This window comes from Streptomyces sp. NPDC088254 (assembly GCF_044740925.1).
GTDB lineage: Bacteria > Actinomycetota > Actinomycetes > Streptomycetales > Streptomycetaceae > Streptomyces.
Map to the genome: position 1 here is coordinate 749,663 of NZ_JBIURQ010000001.1, position 23,580 is coordinate 773,242.

Below are 23,580 nucleotides of genomic sequence, written 5' to 3' on the forward strand. Positions count from 1 at the left end.
GGGCCGCAGCTAAGTGCTGCGGAACATACCGCCATGACACCGTCGGTCAGACCGTTGATCTCAGGGCCGTGATGGTGCCGCATTGGGACTGCGGAGACGCTTTTCGGCACAACGTGGCAGTGGATTTACCAGCAGGCGCCGCAATGGTGCCGCCGCAGTTGGCAGCGGAGACGCTTCCACGTGGTCACACTGCCGATGGTGACGTCGTGGCCGCCGCGGTGCCGCAGCCAGAGGCTACGGAGACGCGTAGTTAGCCCATGCACCGGGCGTGATGTGCGCGTGGCCGCAATGGTGCCGCAACCTGGGCTGCGGAGGGGCTGGCACAACTATGGCACCGCTGTTCGACTACTGGGGGCCGCAATGGTGCCGCAGACTGGGGACTGCGGAGACGCCGATGTCGGCGCCGCTCTGGCCATCTTTGGTGACAAGCCGCAATGGTGCCGCAGCGCGTGAGCTGCGGAGGCACATCGCCACCGGTGTGCTGGCACATTTCGGCCTGTGGCCGCGATGGTGCCGCAGCCGGGGCTGCGGAGACGCCAGAAGCCCTCCCAGAAATTGCCGAGGAGGTCGGGGCCGCGATGGTGCCGCAACGTGGGCTGCGGAGACGCTTTGACGCCTTGATGAGGTTCAAAGCACCGTTTGCAGTGCCGCAATGATGCTGCAGCCAGGGGCTGCAGAGACGCTCGACCGCATCGATCTCGTGCGAGTCTGGGAGCCGTAATGGGGCCGTAGTTGTAGCTGCGGAGACGCTGGTGGCTGACCTCCCGGTTCCATACGCAGATCACATCGCAATGGTGCCGCAGCCGAGGGCTACGGAGCTGCGCGGCGTACTTGACGCCCTCGATCATGCGGGTGTTGATGCCGTAATGATGCCGCAGCGGTGGGCTGAGGAGACACCGCCGCTCTCGGCCAGGCGGAAGAGCGTGAACGTGCCGCAATGGTGCCGCAGCGGTGCGCCACGGAGAAGTAGCGGCTCGGCGTTGGCATGATCGGTCCGATCCAGCTGCCGCAATGGGGCCGCACCCGTGGAGCGTGGAGAGGTACTGGTACTCCAGCACGTTGCCGATGTTCGCCTGCGGGCGACAATGGAGGGCAGCCGAGGACTGCGGAGCGACGGCGTGCCGCAGCCGGTGGACTGCGGAGAGGCCGGCACGACTATCGCACCGCTGCTCGACTACTGGGGGCCGCACTGTGGGCTGCGGAGAGGCACGACCTCAGCCATCCACTGATGGTCAGGCGCTGGTCGCTACGGGTGCCGCAGCCTCCGGCTGCGGAGATCTGTCCACGACGTTATAGCAGCGCGGTAACTCGATGTACCCGTAATGGTGCCGCAGCCATGGGCTGCGGGGGCGCCTTCACGTACCGCTGGCCGTTGCGTTCTTCATAGTCGGCGTAATGGTGCCGCATGTCGGGATGCGGGGGGACTCCATGCCACCGAGCGGGCAATGGTCTCCGGCACACCCTATGTCCTTCCGGTGCCCTATGAGAGTCGAACCGCGCCTACTCACCAGTTCAGTGATGGATTGTCAGTGCCGGGTGCTTCAATCCTCGCTACCTGATTGTTCGGGATCCGAGGAGGGGTTGTGGAGGCGTTGTACGAGCGGCTGCGGGCTGCGGCGAGCTTGCAGTCGGGGGACGGGGCAGTGCGAGTGGTGGCCGAGTACGAACCCGTGGGCGGCCCAGGATCACCGATCTTCCCGCCGACTGTGAAGGTGAAGGCCACGGACGCGGCTGGATACTTGGTGGAGCCACGTTGGGTGGACGGGCAGCAAACGGACGTAGTGCTGCTGGACCAGCGGCAGTCGCAGGCGAACCGGTGCGAGACCGCGCTTCTCTCCGCGATCGAGCGCGAGGAGACCTTCATCCCCCACTTGGCGCTGAGCACGCAGGCAGCAGGTGTGGGCGTGCGGATGACGAGCCTGGAAGCGCCTCACCGATCCCGGGACGCCTACTTCCGCGACGCCGTGGACGCCGAGAGCCAGCCGTTCGACAAGACCGAAGCCGGCACCGGACTACAGGCGGCCAGCGCCCGGGACCTGCGCGCCTACCTCCGCTGGGTACCGAGTGACTTGGTGTACGGGGTGTGGGACTCCCACCGCAAGCGCCGGATCCAGGTGAAGATCCCCCGCGCGTACTCCTCAGAGATGGTGGGGGTAGCCCCGCTGGCCGGCAAGCGGGCAGCGGGTCGGATGGATCCGTTGAACCTACCCGGCGAAGTCGTGCAGGTCACCGCGTCCGGCTGGCAGTTCACCGACGGTGCGAAAAAAGCGAAAGACAAGTCGCAGGCGAAGCTCTCGGAGCTGGGGCACGGGATGATCCCGCCGTCCGAGGGAGCGGGCGGGGTTGTGGTCAAGGCTGTGCAGCGCACAGCGACGCTGAGCATGGCCCAGCTGGCGAGCCTCCGCTTCGGCGATGCCAGCCCGGAATTCTGTGCGGCAGGACGGGCGCTTGTGGGGGCGATCGCGCTGCTCGGGGATCGGTTGGCGTTCGCGGCGCCGGTGATCCGCCTGCGGTCCGGCTGCGATCTGATGCTGGTGTCCGAGCGCATCGAGTGGGTGGGCCGCGGCGTGGACGGCCGCCCGTCCACGGAGCCGTTGGAGCTCGCGACGCCGGAGCAGGCGCGCGCGCTCTTCGAGGTAGCGGTGGCGCGGGCGGAAGCGGCCGGAGTCGAGTGGCCCAAGAGGCCGGTCGAGTTGCAGCCGGCCTCTGGCCTGCAAGAGGCGATCCGCCGGTCATTCGAGGTGACCGGAATCGGTGAGGCAGAGAGCGAGTAGCGGTCGTGCCGTTCACTGTACGAGTGCACCTGCTGGAGCCGCTGTATCAGGCGTCGGGGTCACAGCCTGGACGAGCCGAGTGGCCGCCGCACCCGGCTCGGTTGTTCTGCGCGTTGGTGTCCGTCGCTGATCGCGATGATCCGGTGGAGGAGGCGGCTTTGCGTTGGCTGGAGACCCAGCCCGCTCCTCTGATCCGGGTACCGGCGCAAACGGCGGAGGCGGTGACTGCACGGAACGCCTGGGTGCCGACGAACGCTGTGGTGAAGGAGCCCAGCCATGCCGTGTTGCCGGGCCGGACGAACGGCGGTTCCCCGAAGAGTTGGCCACAGCGCGTACTTCGCCATCCTGAAGTGGCGTTCGTGTGGGAGGTGGAGCCGCCGCAGAGTGTGCGGGTGGTGTTGGAAGCCATCGCTGGCCGGGTGCCGTACTTCGGGCGTGCCACCGGTCACGCCCTGCTCAGCACCCAGAACTCGCCCGCGCGTGAGGACCAGGGTGCAGGGGACCCAGAATTCGTGGAGTGGCAGCCGCTCCAGCCGACCGATCCGGTGAAGACGGGAAGCACGCTGCGGGTGCCTTACGCCGGATACCTGCAGCGGCTGCGGACCGCGTTCGACGCCCAGCAGCCCGCCTGGCAACAAGCCCAATCACTGCGCTACCGAGTGCTCGGCAGTGAGTCTCCCGCAGAGGCCGGGCAGGACCGAGGTCCATACCGGGACTTGGTGACGTTCGCCTTCTCGCCCGGCATCGCCGTGGACCCCGGCTTTACCCTCGCGGTCACAGCCGCACTTCGGGCTGCGGTGATGAGCAGGTTGGAGAAGGCCGGCCACGACGTGCGTGCGATGCCACAGGTGCATGGACACAAGGACAAGAACGATCAAGGGCGGTTGTGCGCCTACCTGGGATTGCCCTTCGTCGGACACACCCACGCGGACGGCATGCTGCGAGGCGTGGCCATCGCCCTGCCGCATGACCTCCCCGTGCTGCACAGGCGAGCGCTGCTCGGCGTTCTACTCCACTTCGACGGTGGTCTACGCAAGTTGGCCGTACCCAAGATGGGTCCTCCGCTGAACCTGACGTACGTCAAACCAGCGGCCTCCGTGCTGAAGACGGTGCAACCCCACAACTGGACACGGCCGTCTCGGGTGTGGACCACGGCACTGCCGATGGTCCTCGACCACTTTCCTAAGCGGGGCGGCCGGGGACTGGACGACTCCGTCGTCAAGAGCTGCCGTATGGCCGGTCTACCGGTGCCGGAGCGGGTAGAGGTGGTCCGCCAAGGTGGACTGCTGCCTGGCACACGGGACCTCGCCAGCCACCAGCTGCGCCGTAAGGCGGGAGAACCGCCCCTGCCAAGCTGCCATGTACGGCTGCACTTCGCGCGTCCGCTGAGCGGGCCGGTAGTGCTCGGGAGCAAGAAGACGTTCGGTCTGGGCCTGTGCCTGCCGGCCTCTACCGTGACGGAGACCGTCTCATGAGCGACCCCATCGGTCTCGACGAGTTCCCCGCCTTCGTCCGCGAAGCCTTCGGCTACCTCCCGTTTCCCTGGCAGGAGGCGTATCTGCGGGCGGTCGCTGCCGGAGCGGACTGGCCAGACCTCGATGTGCCCACGGCGTTGGGCAAGACGTCGCTCATCGACATCTGGGTCTTCCTCCTGGCCTGGCAGGCGGCCCAGGGCAGCGATCGCACGATACCGCTGCGCCTTTTCTTCGCCGTTGATCGTCGCTTGGTGGTCGACCAGGCCCACGAGCATGCCGAGCGTCTCGCTGATGTCCTCCGACAGGCCGAGCCGGGGACCGTGTGCGGACGTGTCGCCGATGCGCTGTCACAGCTGGGTGGGGGCGACGAGCCGCTCAGCGTGGTCCGCATGCGCGGCGGTGTGGACTGGGCGTCCCGCTGGCTACGCAGCACAGCACAGCCCGCCGTGGTGGTCAGCACGGTCGACCAATACGGCAGCCGACTGCTGTTCCGCGGCTACCACACGACACCGCGGATGCGCCCCATTGATGCCTCCTTGACCGGCTTCGATGCGCTGCTGGCTCTCGATGAAGCGCACCTGTCGCAAGCACTGCTCACCACGGCCCGCGACTGCGCCGCGTACCAGGCCACCGCAGCCGATCCCTACTTCGCTGCCCGAGCATTGAAGGTGGTCAGTCTTTCCGCCACAGCCGACGACTCCGGCAGGCCGCGTCTGGGCGTGGGGCCGGAAGACCGTGCTCACCCTGTGGCAGGAAGACGCCTGCATGCCAACCGCCGAGTGACCCTGCTCGATGTCTCCACATGGGCTAAGTTCCCCACCGATGCATTCGCCCATGGCGCCACCACCGCAGTGAACGCGCTTCTTCCTCACATCGAGCGCCCTGTAGTGGCCGTGGTGGCCAACACGATCGCCTCCGCCCGCGCCGCCTTCCAGGCCTTGTCAGCCCGAGACGACCTGGACGTACTTCTGCTGACCGGACGCTGCCGGGACGGAGAACGCACAAACCTCGTCGAGGGCCCCCTTTCGGAACTGCTCAACGGAGTCGACCCCCACCGGGCCCGGCCGTTGATCGTCGTGGCAACCCAGACAATCGAAGTTGGCCTCGATGTCAGTGTGGCTGGCATGTGTATCGAGGCTGCCGCATGGGATGCCGTGCTCCAGCGTCTGGGCCGCTTGGATCGCACCGGTGATCTCGCCCTGGCACCGGCCGTCCTCGTCAGGAGCCACGCGCCGGATGACGACCGGACCATCCCCGTCTACGGGGAAGCCGTCGCCCACACCTGGCACTGGCTTGCCTCCCATACCCTCGTTCTGGACCAGCCCGGGGCTACGGAAGAACTGGAGCAAGCCCTTACAAGTGGCCTGCTGCTCAACCCTTCTACTCTCCCCGCACTGAGGGCCGACATCGACATCTCGGCCTTGACCGCGCCGAGCCCGCGCATCCCGGTCGTGCACCGGACGGTGCTCGAATCGTGGGCTCGCACTGACCCTGCTCCGGTGCCCGATCAGGTTCCGGCCCCTTTCCTCCATGGCATGGACGCCTCCCCGGCAGACGTGCAGGTGCTCTGGAGAGCTGATCTTCCCTGGGAGGACGGCACCGCACCTCTCTGGGAGGTTTGGGCAGCGCGGCTGGCCCAAACCCCGCCTCACCCGGGTGAAGCCGTTGCGGTGCCTATCCACCGCCTGCGTCGATTCTTGGTACGCCAAGCCGATGCCGACGCATGCGGCGACCTTGAGGGTGCTCCCGACCCCGAGCTGGCACCAAGCAAGCGCGGCATGGCGCGGTCTCAAGTGCTTCCCGCTTTGCGCTGGGACGGGCCAGGTGACTGGGCGCCGGCGCTGACTCCTGGGGAGGTTCGGCCCGGTTGCACTGTTGTCCTTCCCTCCGCAGTCGGTGGCCACGATGCGTTCGGCTGGACAGGTGTTGCGGGCACAGCAGTGGTGCCGGATCTCGGCGACTTCTCGCTTGGAGACGCACTTGCACCCACACGCTTGGACGCTGACGTCGTCACCAGCCTGACGGGCCGAGCAGACCAGGCGGCCAAGTTGCGAGGACTTCTCGGTGACGCTATCGGGCGTCTGCAGTCTGGTGACGACCAGGAACCCACCACTGAGGTCGTGCGCGATCTACTCACCGCTGTCATCGACCTGCTGCCCACAGAGCTACCGGAACCGACCGGAACCGACCGTTTCACCCAGCGCCTGCTCGGCCGACTGGTCCTCCTGCGAGGCAGTGTCGCGCAGTGGGAGCAGTCTGCATCGGCTCGCCCTGGAGGGGGACATGTAGTGATCAGCACCGCGTCCGATGGCTTGCACCTGATGCTGATCCCCCCGCGCGTGCCGAACGGCCTTCTAGAAAGTGTCCCTGGAGTAGGAGACGAGGAAGCTGACTCCAGCTCACTGACCCGGGTTGTCGGGCTGGCTCAGCATGGCAAGGCTGTCGGCGCCCGTGCCGCCGACTTCGCCCAGCGTGTTGGACTGCCTCAGCCAGCCATTGCCGCGACGGAGATCGCGGGACAAGCCCACGACTGCGGCAAGCAACACCCACGCTTCCAGACCATGCTGTGCGGAGGCGACGATCTGCTCGCCGAATCCCTGCCGGAACCACTCGCGAAGTCCGGCATGGACCCCGCTGACCTCGTCGGGCGGCGGACAGCCGCACGCTTGGCCGGCTGGAATCTAGGCTTGCGGCACGAAGCCCTCAGCGCTGCGGCCGTCCAGCGGTGGCTCAACAACGATCCTCCGATGGCCATCGGGCTGGACACGAACTTGATCACCCACCTTGTCGCGGCCCATCACGGTCGTGGCCGCCCCTTGCTTCCGCCCGTGCCTGATCCAGATCCCGTCGAAGTCGAGTGCACCATGCCCGACGGCCAGCAGGTCACCGTGTCCAGCTCAGTCATGGGGGTCGACTGGGACGGCCCCGACCGCTTCGCCGCTCTGATGGACCGATACGGCCCGTGGGGCACCGCAATGCTGGAGACCATTGTCCGGCTCGCCGACATGTCAGTCTCCGAGGAGGGCAGTTGAACACGCACCAACTAGAGCTTCCGGCTCTGCACAGCGACGACCCGCTCGGATTCCTCGCCGCTCTTGGCGTACTGGAACTTGCGGAGGCGGCCCTCGGCCAGGCAGTCCGCCTGTCCTGGCGCGGGCTCGCCGCGCCAGCGGTCCTGCACACCGATCAGTCTGTGACCCTCACCCAGTTGGCTGAACTACTGGCCGGCTTCCTTCCGGGGGAACCAGCGAAGGAGCCGCTGCCCGCAGCACCGGGCATCCTCGGACTGCCTCGGGACACGAGCCCCGGGGCACCCAACGACGCCCTGCGTATGCCCATCGAACAGGCACACCGGCTGCTGCGCGATTTCGCAACGGCGGAGCGTCTCGAAAACGACCCCCGCGCGCGGTGGTTCGCGGCATTGGTCAATCAGCTCTGCGTCACTCCCGCTAAAAAATCCAAGGACGAGCCACAACAGGAACAACGGGGTGCCGCCGCGGCTGCCAGTGCTGTGACCGCTCAAGGGCCCGTCTGGTATACGGAATCAACACCCCTCTTCGCGGCGTCCGGTCAGATGACCCTCGCCAATAACTGGGTCAAGGCCGCCGAGCAGTGCCGCCGTCAAGGCGCCCACATCAGTGCGGCACTCACGGGATGGATACGAGTGCCCGACTACACCGGTGCGAACCTCGACCACCGGTCGACCGGTGATGCTTCCATGACCGGTGACGGCAAGCCTTCCCAGCAGGGTGTCCCAGGGGCGACCTGGCTCGCCTTGCACGCCTTTGCCACCTTCCGCCTCACCGGGGACACCACGAGGAGCGCCACAACCGCATGGGACACCTCCGGGGACCTACCTGCTCTCATCTGGCCAGTCTGGACATCGGCGCTCTCCAGAACATCAATCAGGGCACTGCTGGAACACCCACTCGTGCGCGCTGAAAATCCCGCCCGCTTCGGTGAATCCCTCGCCAACCTCGGTCTGATTGGCATCTGCTCGGCTTCTCGGACCAAACTCAGCAACTCCTACGGTCCCTTCGAGCCCGGACAGGTGCTTTGGCCCTAACCAGCGGCTCGACGGTGTAGACCCAAAGGATTGCTGTGCTCAGTCGCATGGAAAACCGCGCCACCCGACGGTACAACTACCGCGAGTGAGCGTGCGGATCCCGCCCGGCTGACGGCTCACCGGCCATCGTCGTGGTGATCCAGCCGCCCTGCCTGGAAGGGCAGGAGGACGAAGTCACCGCGTCGTGAGGTACCTCGCCTGCTTCGATCGCATGGCGTTGTCCCTCTTCGGGCGGTTGACGCACCCCTGTCGGCTCAGACTCTCGGTAACATTGAGTAACCAGGTGTGGATGCCGTCGGGGCAATGGAGCGCGCTGCGACGCAGGTCGGCCAGCACGGAGTCAGCACGTCAGAAACCCCGTGCTGGTTCCGTGCTGACTTCGCGGGCCGGAATCATAGAAAACCGCAGGTCCTAGCCCCGATTGAATGAGTTGTCGTACCACTCGATGGTGGTGCCGATGAGGCTGGCGGTGACGATGCGCTTGAGGTTGGCGGGGGGTGGGGGAGCGGTCGCGGGGGAGGTCATCGGCACCACTTCCAGGCGGTTGGCGGGGACGGTTGTGTGTCGCCATACCGTAGGAAGCCGCAGGTCAGGCGCACATGTGGCGGGGCAACATAGTTCGAGGGTTCGCTATGCGTGCGGCCACCATGCCGACTGGTGGAAAGGCGGTTCAGGGGAGCGATGTTGGTCGAGACGAGTGCCGTCCGGGACGCGCAGTTCAGGGTGATTTGACGGTGCGGTGCTGACTCCCGTGCTGGCTTGGTGCTGACCGAAAGCCCACATCATCACCTGTGCTCACCCCCACGTGCTGACTTGGTGCTGACTGCACTCCGTTGAACTCGGACATCTTGGGGCTGATTGAACCGCTCCGGGATCGGTGGAGGCTCTATGCGTTGACCCCAGCCGCGGGTTGGGGCTGGAGAGCGCGTTGTCGAGCAGTTCCGGCCGGTCGTGGAACATCGCGCCGTAGAAACGGGTGGTCCCACAACCCGCACCGTCGCAGGGCCGCACGGTACCGGGGCGACCGACTGTCGGCTCTGTCCGTGGCAGCCGTTCCGGGCGAGGGCCGGCGGCGACGTGATCGCCAGGCGCTGCGCAAGCCGCACGCTGAGGGAGATGGGTTTCGGGGCGGTCTACTGATTCAGCTTCCACTTCCGGTATGCGGCCACCGCCGTCGGCAGAGTGGGAAAGATCCGTTCGCGGCCGACGGACTCCGCCAGGCCGTACGCCGTCAGGTCGTCCAGCAGGTCCTGCTTGACGCGTGCCAGGGCGAAGACGATGCCGCGCTGGGCGAGTTCGCGGCGCAGTTCCTCGACCGCGTCCAGGGCGGTGATGTCGACCTCCACGTTGGCCTCGGTGTTGAGGACGAACCAGCGGACCGGTTCGGTCTGTTCGTCCACGGCGGCCAGGGCCCGGCGGCGGAAGTTCTCGGCGTTGGCGAAGAACAGCGGGGAGTCGTAGCGGTAGACGAGCAGGCCAGGGACGGTGCGGGCCCGGGGGTAGTCGTCGATGTCGTGCATGCCGGCCACACCGGGGACCAGGCCCTGGACGGCGTCGTGCGGGCGGGCCACCCGGGTGAGCAGTTCGGCCACGGACAGGCCGACGGCGACCAGCACGCCGTACAGGATGTCCAAGGCGAGAACCCCGGCCAGGCAGCCGAGCGCCAGCAGGAGTTCCCGGCGGCGAAAGGATGCCAGTCGCCGGAAGCCTGTCAGGTCGATCATGCGGACGGCCGCGTAGACGACGAGCGCCCCGAGGATCGCCGTGGGCGTGCGGGAGAGCAGCGGACTCAGGAAGAGCAGGACCGTGAGGACGGCCGCGCCGGCCACCAGTGCGTACGCCTGGCTGTGCCCGCCTGCTGATGAGGCGAGCGCGGTTCGGCTGGCGCTGCTGCTGACCGGGAATCCGTGCAGCGTGCCCGCGCCGAGGTTGGCCGCGCCCAGAGCGAGGAACTCCTGGTTGGCGTCGAGCCCGGAACCCTTGTCATCGCCCGTGGTGAAGGCCCGTGCGGTGAGGATGAAGTCGGTGTAGCCGACCAGGAGGAGGCCCAAGGCGGGGAGGATCAGGCGCGGCAGTTCGGTCAGGTCCGGCAGGGCCACGGCGGGCAGGCCCGACGGGACCTCGCCGATCACCTTGATGCCGTATCGGTCGTCGAGATCGAACAGGGATACGGCCGCCGTGGCGAAGACCACGACCAGGAAGGGGCCGGGAACGTCGCGGTGGAAGCGGGCCACCATGAAGAGGACGCCGAGCGCCACCAGGGCGAACAGGGCCGTGGCCACGTGGACGTGTGACAGGTGCCGCACGAAGGACCACAGTTGGGCGAAGAAGGCCGAGCCCGTCGTCGGGACACCGGTGAGTTTGGGAACCTGGTCCACAATCATGATCAGCGCCACGCCCGCCAGATACCCGATCAACACCGGCCGGGACAGCAGATCCGCGACGAATCCGAGCCGCGTCGCCCATGCCAGCGCGCACAGCAAGCCGACCGCGATCGCGAGGGTCGCCGCCAGCGTCGCGTACCGGCTCGGATCTCCGGCGGCGAGCGGCCCGACCACCGTCGCCGTCATCAGCGCAGTCGTCGACTCCGGGCCGACCGAAAGCAGGCGGGAGGAGCCGAGCAAGGCGTACAGGGCGAGCGCGGGCAGGATCGCCCACAGCCCGGCGACCGGCGGCAGGCCGGCCACCCCCGCGTACGCCATCACCTGAGGCACGAGATACGCGGCCACCGTGACTCCGGCCAGGACGTCGCCTCTCAGCCACGAGCGCCGATAGCCGAGCAGCGTGCCGAGTCCGGGCAGCAGACGGCGCCATAGTGGAGCACGGTCGGCCGAGCTCTGGGACATGATCCTCCTTGGGGCGAAGGACTCAGCATCCTCCGGGCTTCTGGCCGGCCGCGAGATGCCGAACGGCCCGCGAGGCATCTTCTGCCGGCACAGCGCTGCTGGTCGACATGGCGGGCAGGGGGCGCCAACACTTCCTCGGGGAACAGACCGCGCACGAGCACGAGCGCTCCGACCGCGGCTGGGCGCCTGGACGCCACCGCGTGACTTCGCTCCGCTCGCACGTCCCGCTCCGTCGTCGATCGGCGTCGCCGGACGCCGCGATGGTGAATACAGCTGTCGGCCCCATGGGGCCTATCGGTCCTCGACAGGGGACCTGCGGTCTCTGCATCGCTCCGTTCCCTCGCCACCACCCTGGGACCGTAACCCCGATTCAGGAGGTGGACATCAATGTCCCGCACCGTCACCGTGGGCCTCGACGGCTCGCTCGAGAGCCGTGCCGCCGCCGAGTGGGCGGTCCGAGAGGCGAAGCTGCGCGACCTGCCGCTGAAGCTCGTGCACGTCTGGCAGCCGGTTCCGGAGCCCATCGCGCAGGCCCCGCTCCTGGGTGCTGAGACGCAGCAGCATTGGAGCGAGCGAATTCCGCGCGAGGTGGCTGAGGGACTCCGCCTGCATCACCCGGTGTGGACGTGGCCATGGAGCAGATCTTCGGCGGGCCGGCGGACGCGTTGGCGAAGGCGTCGAAAGACGCTGAGCTGCTGGTCCTCGGCTCCCGTGGGCTGAGCGGTATCGGAGGGTTCCTCGTCGGGTCCGTGGGTATGTCCGTGATCGCGCACACCGACACCCCCGTCGTCCTCGTGCGATCCGGCGAACAGGCCGCCGACGAGCACGAGAAGGACCCCGCCGGCATCCCGTCCGCCGCCACCGCGTACCGGCCCGTGGTGCTCGGCCTCGACACCGACCACCCCGATGACGCGGTGATCGCTTTCGCGTTCGAGGAGGCCGCCCGCCGTGGCACCGTGCTGAAGGTCGTGCACGGCTGGATCCTGCCGCCCTACTACGTCTCCAGCCTGCCTGCCGCCCCCGAGGTAGGCGTGGAGCTGGGCCGACAGGACGCCGCCGCCCTGGCCAGGGTCCTGAGCCCCTGGCGGCAGAAGTACCCGGACGTCGGGGTCGTCGAGGAGTCCCGCCTCGGCAGCCCCGCCAACCACGTCATCGACGCCTCCCGCGAGGCGTCGCTGGTCGTCGTCGGCCGCCGGATCCGGCGCAGCCCGATCGGTGCCCACATCGGGCCCGTCACGCACGCGGTACTGCACCACGCAACCGCCCCCGTCGCCGTTGTCGCGCACGACTGAACGCACCACCTGAGGAGTAGAGATCATGAACACACCGGCCGAACGAGCCCTCACCGGGCCCCTGGTCGTAGGCGTGGACGGCTCCGAGCCGAGTCTGCGTGCCGTCGACTGGGCGGCCGACGAGGCCGCGCTGCGCGCAGTCCCGCTGCGGGTGGTGTATGCCTGCCTGTGGGAGCGGTACGAGGGCGCCGCCCTCGCCCGGGACATCGGCAAGCCGACCGCGCTGCCCTTGGCCCAGGACGTGGTCGGCGCCGCCGCTCGGCGGGCCCGCGACCGGCACCCCGGCCTGCGGGTGAGCGCCGACGTGGTGTTCGAGGAGCCGGAGTACGCCCTGGTGCGCGAGGCCCGGCACGCCTCCGCGCTGGTGGTGGGCACCCGCGGCCGCAGCGGCATCGCCGAGACGCTGCTCGGCTCCGTCAGCCTGGCCGTCGCCGCCCATGCCGACTGCCCGGTGATCGTGCTGCGCGGCAGCCACGACAACCAGGCGACGCCGCCCGTGCACGGCCGCGTCGTCGTGGGCGTCGGCGAGGACGCGAAGGAGCCGGCGGCGGTGCGCTTCGCCGCCGAGGAGGCCCGGCGACGCGGCGTGCCCCTGGAGGCCGTTCGGGCCTGGCGGCGCCCCGCGCATGAGACCACCGACCATCCTCTACTCGTCGGTGACCCCGCCCGGCTGCGCGAGGAGGGTGCCGCGGAGGAGCTGGAAGCGGCACTGCAGGACGTCCCGGAGGACGTCGAGGTGCACCGGCGCACCGTCGAAGGCCACGCCCGCCGGGTGCTGGTGGACGCCTCGCACCGTGCCGACCTCCTGGTCGTCGGCGCCACGCGCCGCGAGGGGCACTTCGGGCTCCAGCTCGGGCGGGTCGCCCACGCCGTGCTGTATCACTCCGCCTGCCCGGTCGCCGTCGTACCGCACCAGGCGCACGAGAACTGACCGGTGCCTCAGAGGCTCGCCGCGTGATCGGGGACATAGGTCTGCAGATGACGCGGCCGGCGCTCATAGCCCGTCGACGGCGGCCGTTCCGGCAGCTCCAGCACCGGCGGCGGCACCTCACGACACGGCACGGAATCGAGCAGATGTGCGCTCATGTTGAGCCGGGCCCGCCGCTTGTCGTCGCTCTCGACCACGTACCACGGTGCCTCGGCGATGTCGGTGTGCACCGTCATCTCGTCCTTCGCCCGGGAGTACGCCTCCCAGCGGGTGATCGACTCCGGGTCCCTCGGCGACAGCTTCCAGCGCCGCACCGGATCCTGCAGCCGGCGCCGGACCGCTCATCGTGCCCTGGGCGATGACCGGGACAGCACCGTACTGACCGGCAGGAAGTGGCGCACCGCTATCCGTGTACGGCAGTCGAGCGGCGGTTTGGTCGGTCTCGGGTCGAGCATGCCCGGGCCGACCGGCGAAACCCCGGGGCCGACCGGCCCTCACATCGCCCCCGGACAGCCCATGGGACCACCCCGCGATCCGCCGGATGCTCGAAGCGTCAAGAGCATTGGAGGAGTCCCGCGATGACGCACGACGTGACCGACCGGTTCCCCGTCCACGCCTTGCTCGCGGACGGCACCACTGTGTGCATCCGTCCCGCGCTGCCCGGCGACCACGACCAGCTGGAGGGGTTCTACGAGGAGATGTCCCCGGAGAACCTGCGACTGCGGTTCTTCGCCGCGAGCCACCGGTCGGCCCGTCTGGCCGCCGACCGGGCCTGCGCCCTGGCGCACCCGGGCTACCGGGCGCTGCTGGCCGAGACGCAGGGCCGGGTGATCGGCCTCGCCGAGTACGACACCGGGGACGAGAAGGACACGGCGGAGATCTCCATCGCCGTCGCCGACGGACTGCACCACCGGGGCGTCGGCACTCTCCTCGTGGAGCACCTCGTCTCGGCCGCCCGCGCGGAGGGAATCACCACCCTCACCGCTGACGCGCTCAGCGAGAACCACGAGGTGCTGAGGCTCTTCGCCGACCTCGGCCTGCGCACCGCCCGCCGCTTCGAGGGTCCGGAGGTGCGCTGCGCCATCACCCTCGACCAGAGCGACACCTACCTGACGGCCGTCGAGGAACGCGGCCGGGCCGCCGACGTCGCAAGCCTCCGCCCGCTGCTGCAGCCGGACGTGGTGGCCGTCGTCGGCGCCGGCCGCAAGCCGGGCTCGGTGGGCCGGGCGGTCCTGCACCAGCTGCACGCGGGCGGCTTCACCGGGCGGCTGTTCGCGGTGAACCCCGCCGCGCACTCGATCCTCGGCGTGCCGTCCTACCCGTCCGTCAGCGCCCTGCCCAAGACACCCGACCTCGCCGTCGTCGCCGTACCCGCCGCCGCGGTCCCGGAGACCGCCGAGGGGTGCGGCAAAGCCGGTGTACGGGCCCTGCTCGTCGTCACGGCGGGCCTGGACGCCGACCAGGCGCACGCTCTGCTCACGGCCTGCCGGGCCCACGGCATGCGCCTCGTCGGACCCAACTGCCTCGGCATCTCCAACACCGCGCCCGAACTCTGCCTCGACGCCACCTTCGCCGCCGGCCACCCGCGCCCCGGCACCGCCGGAGTCGCCGTTCAGTCCGGCGGTATCGGCATCGCGCTGCTCGACGGGCTGTCCCGGCTCGGCATCGGCATCTCCTCCCTCGCCTCCCTCGGCGACAAGTACGACGTCAGCGGCAACGACATGCTCCAGTGGTGGGAGAGCGACGGCCGCACCGACCTCGCCCTGCTGCACCTGGAGTCCTTCGGCAACCCGCGCGCGTTCTCCCGCACCGCCCGGCGCGTCACCCGCCGCATGCCGGTGCTGACCGTCGACGCCGGACGTACCGACGCGGGCCGCCGTGCCGCCGCCTCCCACACCGCGGCCGCCGCCACCCGCACCATGACGCGCGGCGCGCTGTTCACTCAGGCCGGCATCACCGCCACCCGCTCGGTCGGCGAACTCCTGGAGACCGCCGCGCTGTTGCACTCGCAGCCGGTGCCCGCGGGCAGCCGGGTGGTGATCGTCACCAATGCGGGCGGAGCCGGCGTCCTCGCAGCCGACGCCTGCGCCGAGGCCGGGCTGTCGCTGCCGATCCCGACCCCCGAACTGATCGACGACCTGCTCGCCCTCCTGCCGGACGGAGCTGCCGTGGGCAACCCGGTCGACGCCACCGCCGCCGTCACGGAGGAACAGCTCACGGAGTGTGTGGACCGGATCATGCGCCACGGCGGCGTCGACGCCGTCCTCGTGGCCCTCGTGCCCACCGCGGTCGCCGCGGCGACCGGCGACGACCTCGTCCGGGCCCTCACCCGAGCCCCTGGCCGACGGCCCAAGCCGCTCGTCGCGGTACGGCTCGAACAGGGCCTGCCCGTCGAGCTGCTGCCCGCCGCTGACGGCGGCACCGTCCCGTCGTACGCCGAACCCCAGGCGGCGGCACGGGCGTTCGCCCACGCTGCCCACCGCGCGGCCTGGCTCGCCCGGCCCGCCGGGACCGTACCCGACCTCGACGGCGTCGAGAGGGAGCGTGCCCGCGCGGTCGTCGCGGACTGCCTCGCCGCACACCCTGACGGTGGCTGGCTCGAACCAGGCACTTGCGCCGACCTGCTGGCCTGCTACGGCATCGCACAGATCCCGTGGGCGTGGGCCGAGACCGAGGACGAGGCTGTCCTGGCCGCCGACCGGCTGCGCGGCGTCGACGGCCGCGTGGTCATGAAGGCCCACTGGCCCGGGCTGGTGCACAAGAGTCAGCAGCACGCCGTCCATCTCGACCTGCGCGGCGATTCCGAGATCCGGGCCGCCTTCCGTGACCTGGAGACCCGCTTCGCCGGGCTGATGACCGGCGTCGTGCTGCAGCCGCTCGCCGCCCGAGGCACCGAGCTGTTCGCCGGCGTCGTCCAGGACCAGGTCTTCGGCCCGCTCGTCCTGTTCGGGCTCGGCGGTACGGCCACGGAGGTACTGGCCGACCACGCGGCCCGGCTCGCCCCACTCACCGACCACGACGTACACGACCTGATCACCGCCCCTCGCTGCGCCCCGCTCCTGTTCGGCGCGCACGGCAACGGCCCCGTCGACCTCGCAGGGCTGGAGCAACTGCTGCTGCGGCTGTCGCGCATGGCGGCGGACCTGCCGCAGCTCGCCGAGGCCGACTTCAACCCGGTCCTCGCGACACCGGACGGCGTCACCGTGCTCGACGCCCGGATCCGCCTGGTGCCGTGCGGGCCCCAGGACCCCTATCTGCGCCGGCTCCGCTGAGTCACTGAGGAGGAACAGACATGAAGCACAACAAGGTCGGCTCCGTGATGACCACGGACGTTGTCAGCGCCGAGTACGGCACCCCGTTCAAGGAGGTCGCGAGGCTGCTCGCAGCCCACCGGGTCAGCGGACTGCCCGTGGTCGACGAGGGCGACAAGGTCATCGGCGTCATCTCCGAAACGGACCTGATCGCACGCCAGGCCGCCACCCCAGAACCGTACGAACCGCGCCGTCGCTTCACGTTCCGCGATCTGACGCGCGGTGCACGACGGCAGGCGGCGAAGGCGAACGCTCGCACCGCCGGCCGGCTCATGACCGGGCCGCCCGTCACCGCCCACGCCGACGACACCATCGTCGAGGCCGCCCGCACCATGGCCCAGCACCAGGTGGAACGGCTGCCGGTGCTCGACGAGGAGGACCGGCTGGTCGGCATCGTCACCCGCCGGGACCTGCTCCAGGTCTTCCTGCGCCCCGACAAGGACATCCGCGAGGAGGTGATCGAGGAGGTACTGGTGAACACCCTGTGGCTGGCGCCCCGCGGCATCGACGTGTCCGTGGTGCAAGGCGTTGTCACGCTCACCGGTCACATGGAACGCAAGAGCGAGACGGCGATCGCCTTGTCGATGACCCGCCGGATCGACGGCGTGGTCAGCGTGGTCGACAAGCTCACCTACCGACTGGACGACGCGCACCTGCCCACCCCGGAACAGGCGCTGCACGGCGTGGCCGACGACTGGCTGCGCCGATTCTGAGAGGAGGCGTACGCCCATGACCGGCACCGTGTTGGTCACCTACGGATCCATGAACGGATCGACGGCGCAGATCGCCGAAACCGTCGGCGACGTTCTGCGCAAGTACGGGCTGACGGTCGAGGCCCTTCCGGCCCAGTCCGTCGCGAGTGTGGAGTCGTACGACGCAGTGGTGATCGGTGGCGGACTGTACGGCGGACGCTGGCAGAGACACGCCCGCCGGTTCCTCCGCCGTCACCGCCGCGACCTGGCCGAACGCCCCCTGTGGCTGTTCAGCAGCGGCCCGCTCGACGCCTCGGCCTCGGAACGGGACATCCCGCCCGTACCCGGCGTGAAGAAGGCCATGATCCGGCTCGACGCCAGGGAGCACGTCACCTTCGGAGGTTGCCTGGAGGAGGGGGCGAAGGGATGGGTCGCGCGAATGATCCTCCGTAACGGCAAGGGCGGGGACTTCCGCGACTTCACCGCGATCGAGACATGGGCGGCACACGTTGCCGACGAGCTGACGCACATGAATGCGTGACGCTGTCGGGGATCGTGACAGCCACGAGGTGGACAAGACGCTGACTTTGGTTCGCTGATGTACAGCAATTCGAAGTTCTCCCTGCTCAGCGGCCTGCGAAGGCGGCTCCGCGATGCTGCCGCTGCCTCGGCACCTGCTGTGTGACTGTTCCGCGAACGCCACTCTGGTGGCTGCTGAGACAGGTGACGCAGAAGGTGACCTGCGGTTTTCGAAACCCCGAATGGAGATCTCGCAGGCCCATCGGTCTGGCTTCCGGGACAAGACGCAGTACCGCTGTACCAGCGAAAGACAGGTTGGCAGATGCATCCCAACGACGGATTCCGCGAACTCGGGCGGCAGGAATGTCCGCGGCTGATGGCCAAGGTGCCCGTCGGCCGCATCGTCTACACGCGCCGGGCCCTGCCCGCCGTACTGCCGGTCAACTTCAGCCTCGACGACGATGGCGCGGTCCTGCTGCGCACCTCCGCGGCTTCGGATCTGGTCCGCGCGATCGACGGCGCGGTCGTCGCCTTCGAGGCAGACGACGTCGACGCGGCCAGGCACTCCGGCTGGAGCGTTGTCGTCACAGGAACGGCCACAGTGGTGACCGACCCTTCCGAGCACGAACGCCTGTCCCGCAGCGGCCCGGTCTCCTGGGTGCCCGCGCCGCAGGAGGTCTTCGTTCGCATCGAGCCGGAACTGGTCACCGGGCGTGAGCTCATCGGCGGACGCACCTTGTATGGCGTGGACTTCACCGCTTGAACGTCTCCTTCCTCCTTCCCGGGGTTCCCTCTCGTCCAGGCGGGCGGGGCCTTCCCGGGCCATACGTCCCGAGGGGACGGGCCGTAAGGCGTGCCGAAGGGTTTCATCGGCCCCTGCCCGCACCGTCCGCGGACGATGAGCATCCTTCGCGGACCCTCCGTGCGATCGACGCCCAGTCGACCGGCGTGAGTTCGCCACCGCCCCCGGCGTCCCATCCCCCCGAGGGGAACGCGCCGCGCACGGCAGAGAAGGGAACAGGACAATGACTGATCGTCATGTGGCCGTCGGAGTGGACGGTTCACTGGCCGCCGTACGGGTACCCGGGGCTTCGGCAGTGTCTCCGCCCTGCTGGCCGGGTCTTGCTGCTCGGTCCTGGAGAGTGACGCCGACGAGGCCGCGGCCGCCTGTGCCTTCCAGGAAGCGGCGCGGCGCGGGGACCGGCTGCGTGTCCTGCACGCTGCGACACATCGGCACATCACACCCGAACTGCCCTCGCCGGTAGCCGCGACGAGCCCCGGCCAACTGCGCCAGGCCCGCAACGACCGGGCGGAAGAAGCCGTGGCGCGGTTCAGCATCGCCCGGCTGAGGGAGGTGCATCCCCAGGTCGAGGTCGACAGCCGCACGGTCCGCATCGGCCCGGCCCACGCTCTGCTGGCGGGCACGCGTGAGGCCGGCGTCGTGGTCGTCGGCACGCGTCGGCGTGCGGGTCGGATCGGTCCACCGGTCGGCGCTGTCGCGCACGTCCTGTTGCAGCACTCCCACTGCCCTGTCGTGCTCGTGCCGGCGACCGGATGACGGACACAGCGGTCCCGGGATGGCCCGGTCGGCCCTGTCGGGTACCCGGCGGACCGGGGAAGGGTGGGGAGGTACGGACCCGCATGCACCTCCGACCGACCCCGATCCGGAAGGGACGCCGCGACTAGGATTCCGCTTCCCGTCCCTGCGCAGGGCGGGGACGGCTCCCGCCTCCGCCGCCGAGACGACCGCCGCCGCGACGGCGACCCGTGCGTACGTGTTCGCCGGGCTGCGGCTGCTGACCGGCTTCGTCTTCCTGTGGGCGTTCCTCGACAAGACCTTCGGCTTCGGCTACGCCACGCCGTCGGGTAAGGGCTGGATCGACGGCGGATCGCCGACCGAGGGCTTCCTCAGCGGCGTGGCGGTCGGCCCGATGGAGTCCACCTTCCACGACTGGGCCGGCGCCGCGTGGGCGGACTGGCTGTTCATGCTCGGTCTGCTCGGCGTCGGCCTCGCCCTGATGGCGGGCATCGGCCTGCGGCTCGCCGCGGTCGCCGGCACCGCCATGATGGCGCTGATGTGGATCGCGGAGTGGCCGCCGGCCAAGCACCTGTCCGACGGGTCGGCGAGCATGTCGACCAACCCGTTCGCCGACCACCACCTCGTCTACGCCGTCGTCCTCATCGCCCTCGCGGCCGCGGGCGCCGGCGCCACCTGGGGTCTGGGCAGGGCCTGGGCGCGGCTGCCGTTCGTCAGCCGGAACCGCTGGCTGCTCTGAGGCCGCATACTCGTCGGACCCGGGGCACCCCCGCTCGTCGGCGGGAGTGTCCCGGTTGCTTGTCCCCGTCGCCTCGGCGAGACGAAGCTCGGCCTGACCGGGCCCAACGGCCCCGCTGCGAGGGACGGACGGCGTGCCCCGGGTACGCCGACAGGCCCTCCCATCAGGCATCGCGGACGACGAGCATCGACAGTGCAGATATTCACGTGCACAACGAGGGAGAGACCGGCGATGACGGCAACGGTGACAGCTGGAGCCCGGGCGACAACCGAGGCATGGCGAGGCTTCGCCGGTACGCACTGGCGGAGCCAGGTCGATGTGCGCGACTTCATCCAGGCCAACTACACGCCGTACGAGGGCGACGCCGCCTTCCTGACCGGCCCGACCGAGCGCACCCGCACGGTCTGGGACAAGGTCAGCTCCCTGTTCCCCGAGGAGCGACGGCGCGGCATCCTCGACGTGGACGCCGCCACGCCGTCGACGATCACCTCCCACGCCCCCGGCTGCATCGACCCGGACCGCGAACTGATCGTCGGCCTGCAGACCGACGCCCCGCTGAAGCGCGCGATCATGCCGAACGGCGGCCTGCGGATGGTGGAGAACGGACTGAAGGCATACGGCTACGAGCCCGACCCCTTCGTCACCAAGGTCTTCGGCAGCTACCGCAAAACCCACAACGACGGCGTCTTCGACGCCTACACCCCCGAGATGCGCGCCGCACGCAAGGTCGCGATCATCACCGGCCTGCCGGACGCCTACGGCCGCGGCCGGATCATCGGCGACTACCGGCGCGTCGCCCTGTACGGCACCGACCGGCTCATCGAAGCCAAGCGTGCCGAGCGCGCCCGGCTGGACGCACAGCCGTCCAGCCCGGACATCATCCGCGACCGCGAGGAGCTGGCCGAGCAGATCAAGGCTCTGGGCGAGCTGGCGCGGATGGCGGCCACCTACGGCTGCGACGTCACCCGGCCCGCCACGACCGCGCACGAGGCGGTGCAGTGGCTCTACCTCGGCTTCCTGGCCGCGGTGAAGGAGCAGAACGGCGCCGCGATGTCGCTGGGCCGCACCTCCACCTTCCTCGACGTCTACCTCCAGCGTGACCTGGACGAGGGGACCATCGACGAGGTCCGTGCCCAGGAGCTGGTGGACGACTTCGTGATCAAGCTGCGGATCGTACGGTTCCTGCGCACCCCCGAGTACGACGCGCTGTTCTCCGGCGACCCGACCTGGGTGACGGAGTCCATCGGCGGAATCGGCACCGACGGCCGCCCCCTCGTCTCCCGCACGTCCTTCCGCTTCCTGCAGACCCTCTACAACCTCGGCCCCGCCCCCGAGCCCAACCTCACCGTGCTGTGGTCGGCGCGCCTGCCGGAGGGCTTCAAGCGGTTCTGCGCACAGGTCTCCATCGACACCAGCGCCATCCAGTACGAGTCCGACGACTTGATGCGCCCGCGTACCGGGGACGACACCGCGATCGCCTGCTGCGTGTCGGCCATGGCGGTCGGCAAGCAGATGCAGTTCTTCGGGGCGCGGGTCAACCTGGCCAAGGCGCTCCTGTACGCGATCAACGGCGGCCGGGACGAGATGACCGGCGAGCAGATCGCGCCCGAGGCGCCCGCGCTGACCCGCGAGTACCTGGACTACGAGCAGCTGTCCGCGGCGTACGACCGCATGCTCGACTGGCTCGCGGCGACCTACGTCAACACCCTCAACGTCATCCACTACATGCACGACAAGTACGCCTACGAGCGCATCGAGATGGCCCTGCACGACCACCCTGTGCACCGCTTCATGGCCTGCGGCATCGCCGGCCTCTCGGTCGCCGTCGACAGCCTGTCCGCCGTCAAGTACGCGCGCGTGAAGGTCATCCGGGACGACACCGGGCTCGCCGTCGACTACGAGATCGAGGGCGACTACCCGGCCTACGGCAACAACGACGACCGGGCCGACGCCATCGCGACCGAGCTGGTGGAGTCGTTCATGGCGAAGGTGCGCCAGCACCCCACCTACCGCAACGCCGAGCACACCCAGTCCGTGCTGACCATCACCTCCAACGTCGTGTACGGCAAGCACACCGGCAACACCCCCGACGGCCGACGGGCTGGGGCGCCCTTCGCACCCGGAGCCAACCCCATGAACGGCCGCGACCGGCACGGCGTGGCAGCCTCGGCGCTCTCGGTGGCCAAGCTCCCGTACGAGCAGGCCAGGGACGGCATTTCGCTGACCTCGACGATCACGCCCGAGGGACTGGGGCACGACCCGGCCGAGCGCGCGGGCCATCTGGTCGGCATCCTCGACGCTTACATGGCCTCCGGCGGATTCCACATGAACGTCAACGTCCTGGACCGTGCAACACTCGAGGACGCCATGGAACACCCGGAGAAGTACCCGGAACTGACGGTCCGGGTCTCCGGATACGCGGTCAACTTCGTCCGCCTGACCCGCGAGCAGCAGCTCGACGTGATCAGCCGCACCTTCCACGGAGCGCTGTGAACACCGCCGTCGAGCCGGTGACGGGCCGAATCCACTCCTGGGACCTGTCCACGGGAGTGGACGGTCCCGGGACCCGGTTCGTGCTGTTCCTCAGCGGGTGCCCGCTGCGCTGCCTGTACTGCGCCAACCCGGACACCTGGCACATGCGTGACGGGAAACCGAGCACCGTCGACGAGGTGATGGCCGAGATCGAGAAGTACCGGTCGTTCATCACCACGGCCGGCGGGGGAGTGACCCTCACCGGCGGAGAAGCCTTGCTGCAGCCCGCCTTCATGTCCGCGGTCTTCCGCCGCTGCAAGGAACTCGGACTGCACACAGCCCTCGACACCTCCGGCTTCCTCGGCGCCCGCGCGACCGACGAACTGCTCGCCGACACCGACCTCGTTCTGCTGGACATCAAGTCCTTCGACGTCCGGACCTACCGGAAGCTGACCGGCGGCGACCTCGCCCCGACCCTTAGCTTCGCCGCCCGCCTGGACCGGCTCGGCGTCCCGGTCTGGATCCGCTACGTCCTCGTGCCCGGCTGGACCGACGACCCGGTGGCCGTCGACGGGCTCGGTGCGTTCCTCACCGGGCTGGGCAACGTCGACCGGGTGGACGTCCTGCAGTTCCACAAGCTCGGCGCCCACAAGTACGACGGGCTGGGCATCCCCTTCCCCCTGCGCGACACACCCGCACCGGGTCCGGAGCTGACCGAGCGGGTCCGCGAGCAGTTCCGGGAGCACGGCCTGCGGGCGCTGTGAACGGGTGGTGCATCACGGGTGGGCGAGACGCACATCCCCGAAGCTCCGGCCGGGGCACTCCGGCCGGAGCTTCGGGGATGTTGCTGGGTTGGGAGCCGTTCCCAAGGAGGCTTCGAGTGAGGCGGCGCTGGGAGTGGTTGGCGGTACGAGCCCTCACGATGCGAA

14 protein-coding genes and 2 pseudogenes are annotated in these 23,580 nt (G+C 69.3%); 14 read left to right on the plus strand and 2 right to left on the minus strand.

Going from position 1 to position 23,580, the window contains the following annotated elements; translation table 11 throughout:
• Positions 1-1,643: 1,643 nt before the first annotated feature.
• The 4 genes from cas7u to ACIOC0_RS03420 are packed head-to-tail and all read left to right on the plus strand — an operon-like array spanning position 1,644 to position 8,315.
• On the plus strand, positions 1,644-2,774 hold the full coding sequence (cas7u, locus tag ACIOC0_RS03405; protein WP_402153177.1) for a type I-U CRISPR-associated RAMP protein Csb1/Cas7u: 1,131 nt from the start codon (positions 1,644-1,646) through the stop codon (positions 2,772-2,774).
• A gap of 23 nt (positions 2,775-2,797) precedes the next feature.
• Positions 2,798-4,249 (plus strand): type I-U CRISPR-associated protein Csb2, encoded by a 1,452-nt coding sequence (gene csb2 / locus ACIOC0_RS03410; RefSeq protein ID WP_402151807.1) that lies wholly within the window; start codon positions 2,798-2,800, stop codon positions 4,247-4,249.
• The gene (gene cas3u, locus ACIOC0_RS03415; protein ID WP_402151810.1) at positions 4,246-7,281 is read left to right on the plus strand and encodes a type I-U CRISPR-associated helicase/endonuclease Cas3; all 3,036 of its coding nucleotides are present in this window, start codon (positions 4,246-4,248) and stop codon (positions 7,279-7,281) included. The genes csb2 and cas3u overlap by 4 nt, the downstream gene beginning before the upstream one ends.
• Complete coding sequence (locus tag ACIOC0_RS03420; RefSeq protein WP_402151813.1) at positions 7,278-8,315, plus strand: hypothetical protein; 1,038 nt, start codon at positions 7,278-7,280, stop codon at positions 8,313-8,315. Before cas3u ends, ACIOC0_RS03420 begins: the two co-directional genes overlap by 4 nt.
• A 1,133-nt stretch (positions 8,316-9,448) precedes the next feature.
• On the opposite strand, the gene ACIOC0_RS03425 is transcribed toward ACIOC0_RS03420, so the two are convergent.
• The gene (locus ACIOC0_RS03425) at positions 9,449-11,161 is read right to left on the minus strand and encodes a SulP family inorganic anion transporter (protein ID WP_402151816.1); all 1,713 of its coding nucleotides are present in this window, start codon (positions 11,159-11,161) and stop codon (positions 9,449-9,451) included.
• A 387-nt stretch (positions 11,162-11,548) separates the two neighbouring features.
• Between ACIOC0_RS03425 and ACIOC0_RS03430 the strand changes: the two are divergent.
• Positions 11,549-12,453, plus strand: a pseudogene (locus ACIOC0_RS03430) (universal stress protein).
• Positions 12,454-12,478: 25 nt separating this feature from the next.
• Complete coding sequence (locus ACIOC0_RS03435; RefSeq protein ID WP_402151819.1) at positions 12,479-13,384, plus strand: universal stress protein; 906 nt, start codon at positions 12,479-12,481, stop codon at positions 13,382-13,384.
• A gap of 8 nt (positions 13,385-13,392) precedes the next feature.
• On the opposite strand, the pseudogene ACIOC0_RS03440 reads toward ACIOC0_RS03435, so the two are convergent.
• Positions 13,393-13,716, minus strand: a pseudogene (locus ACIOC0_RS03440) (polyphosphate kinase 2); the annotation flags it as partial.
• A gap of 243 nt (positions 13,717-13,959) precedes the next feature.
• On the opposite strand from ACIOC0_RS03440, the gene ACIOC0_RS03445 reads away from it, so the two are divergent.
• From ACIOC0_RS03445 to pflA, 8 genes are all read left to right on the plus strand, one after another.
• A complete protein-coding gene (locus ACIOC0_RS03445; RefSeq protein ID WP_402151822.1) occupies positions 13,960-16,653 on the plus strand; it encodes a GNAT family N-acetyltransferase in 2,694 nt (897 codons plus the stop codon).
• Positions 16,654-16,673: 20 nt separating this feature from the next.
• Positions 16,674-17,405, plus strand: a complete 732-nt coding sequence (locus tag ACIOC0_RS03450) for a CBS domain-containing protein (RefSeq protein ID WP_402151825.1) — start codon at positions 16,674-16,676, stop codon at positions 17,403-17,405.
• 16 nt (positions 17,406-17,421) lie between these two features.
• Positions 17,422-17,925 (plus strand): flavodoxin domain-containing protein, encoded by a 504-nt coding sequence (locus ACIOC0_RS03455; RefSeq protein WP_402151828.1) that lies wholly within the window; start codon positions 17,422-17,424, stop codon positions 17,923-17,925.
• A gap of 300 nt (positions 17,926-18,225) precedes the next feature.
• Positions 18,226-18,666: a pyridoxamine 5'-phosphate oxidase family protein gene (locus ACIOC0_RS03460; RefSeq protein ID WP_402151831.1), complete on the plus strand. Its 441-nt coding sequence runs from the start codon at positions 18,226-18,228 to the stop codon at positions 18,664-18,666.
• Positions 18,667-19,038: 372 nt separating this feature from the next.
• Positions 19,039-19,461 (plus strand): universal stress protein, encoded by a 423-nt coding sequence (locus tag ACIOC0_RS03465; protein WP_402153179.1) that lies wholly within the window; start codon positions 19,039-19,041, stop codon positions 19,459-19,461.
• A gap of 145 nt (positions 19,462-19,606) precedes the next feature.
• Positions 19,607-20,179, plus strand: a complete 573-nt coding sequence (locus ACIOC0_RS03470; protein WP_402153181.1) for a hypothetical protein — start codon at positions 19,607-19,609, stop codon at positions 20,177-20,179.
• A 231-nt stretch (positions 20,180-20,410) separates the two neighbouring features.
• Positions 20,411-22,672: a formate C-acetyltransferase gene (gene pflB / locus ACIOC0_RS03475; protein WP_402151834.1), complete on the plus strand. Its 2,262-nt coding sequence runs from the start codon at positions 20,411-20,413 to the stop codon at positions 22,670-22,672.
• The gene (gene pflA / locus ACIOC0_RS03480; protein ID WP_402151837.1) at positions 22,669-23,415 is read left to right on the plus strand and encodes a pyruvate formate-lyase-activating protein; all 747 of its coding nucleotides are present in this window, start codon (positions 22,669-22,671) and stop codon (positions 23,413-23,415) included. Before pflB ends, pflA begins: the two co-directional genes overlap by 4 nt.
• Positions 23,416-23,580 lie beyond the last annotated feature (165 nt).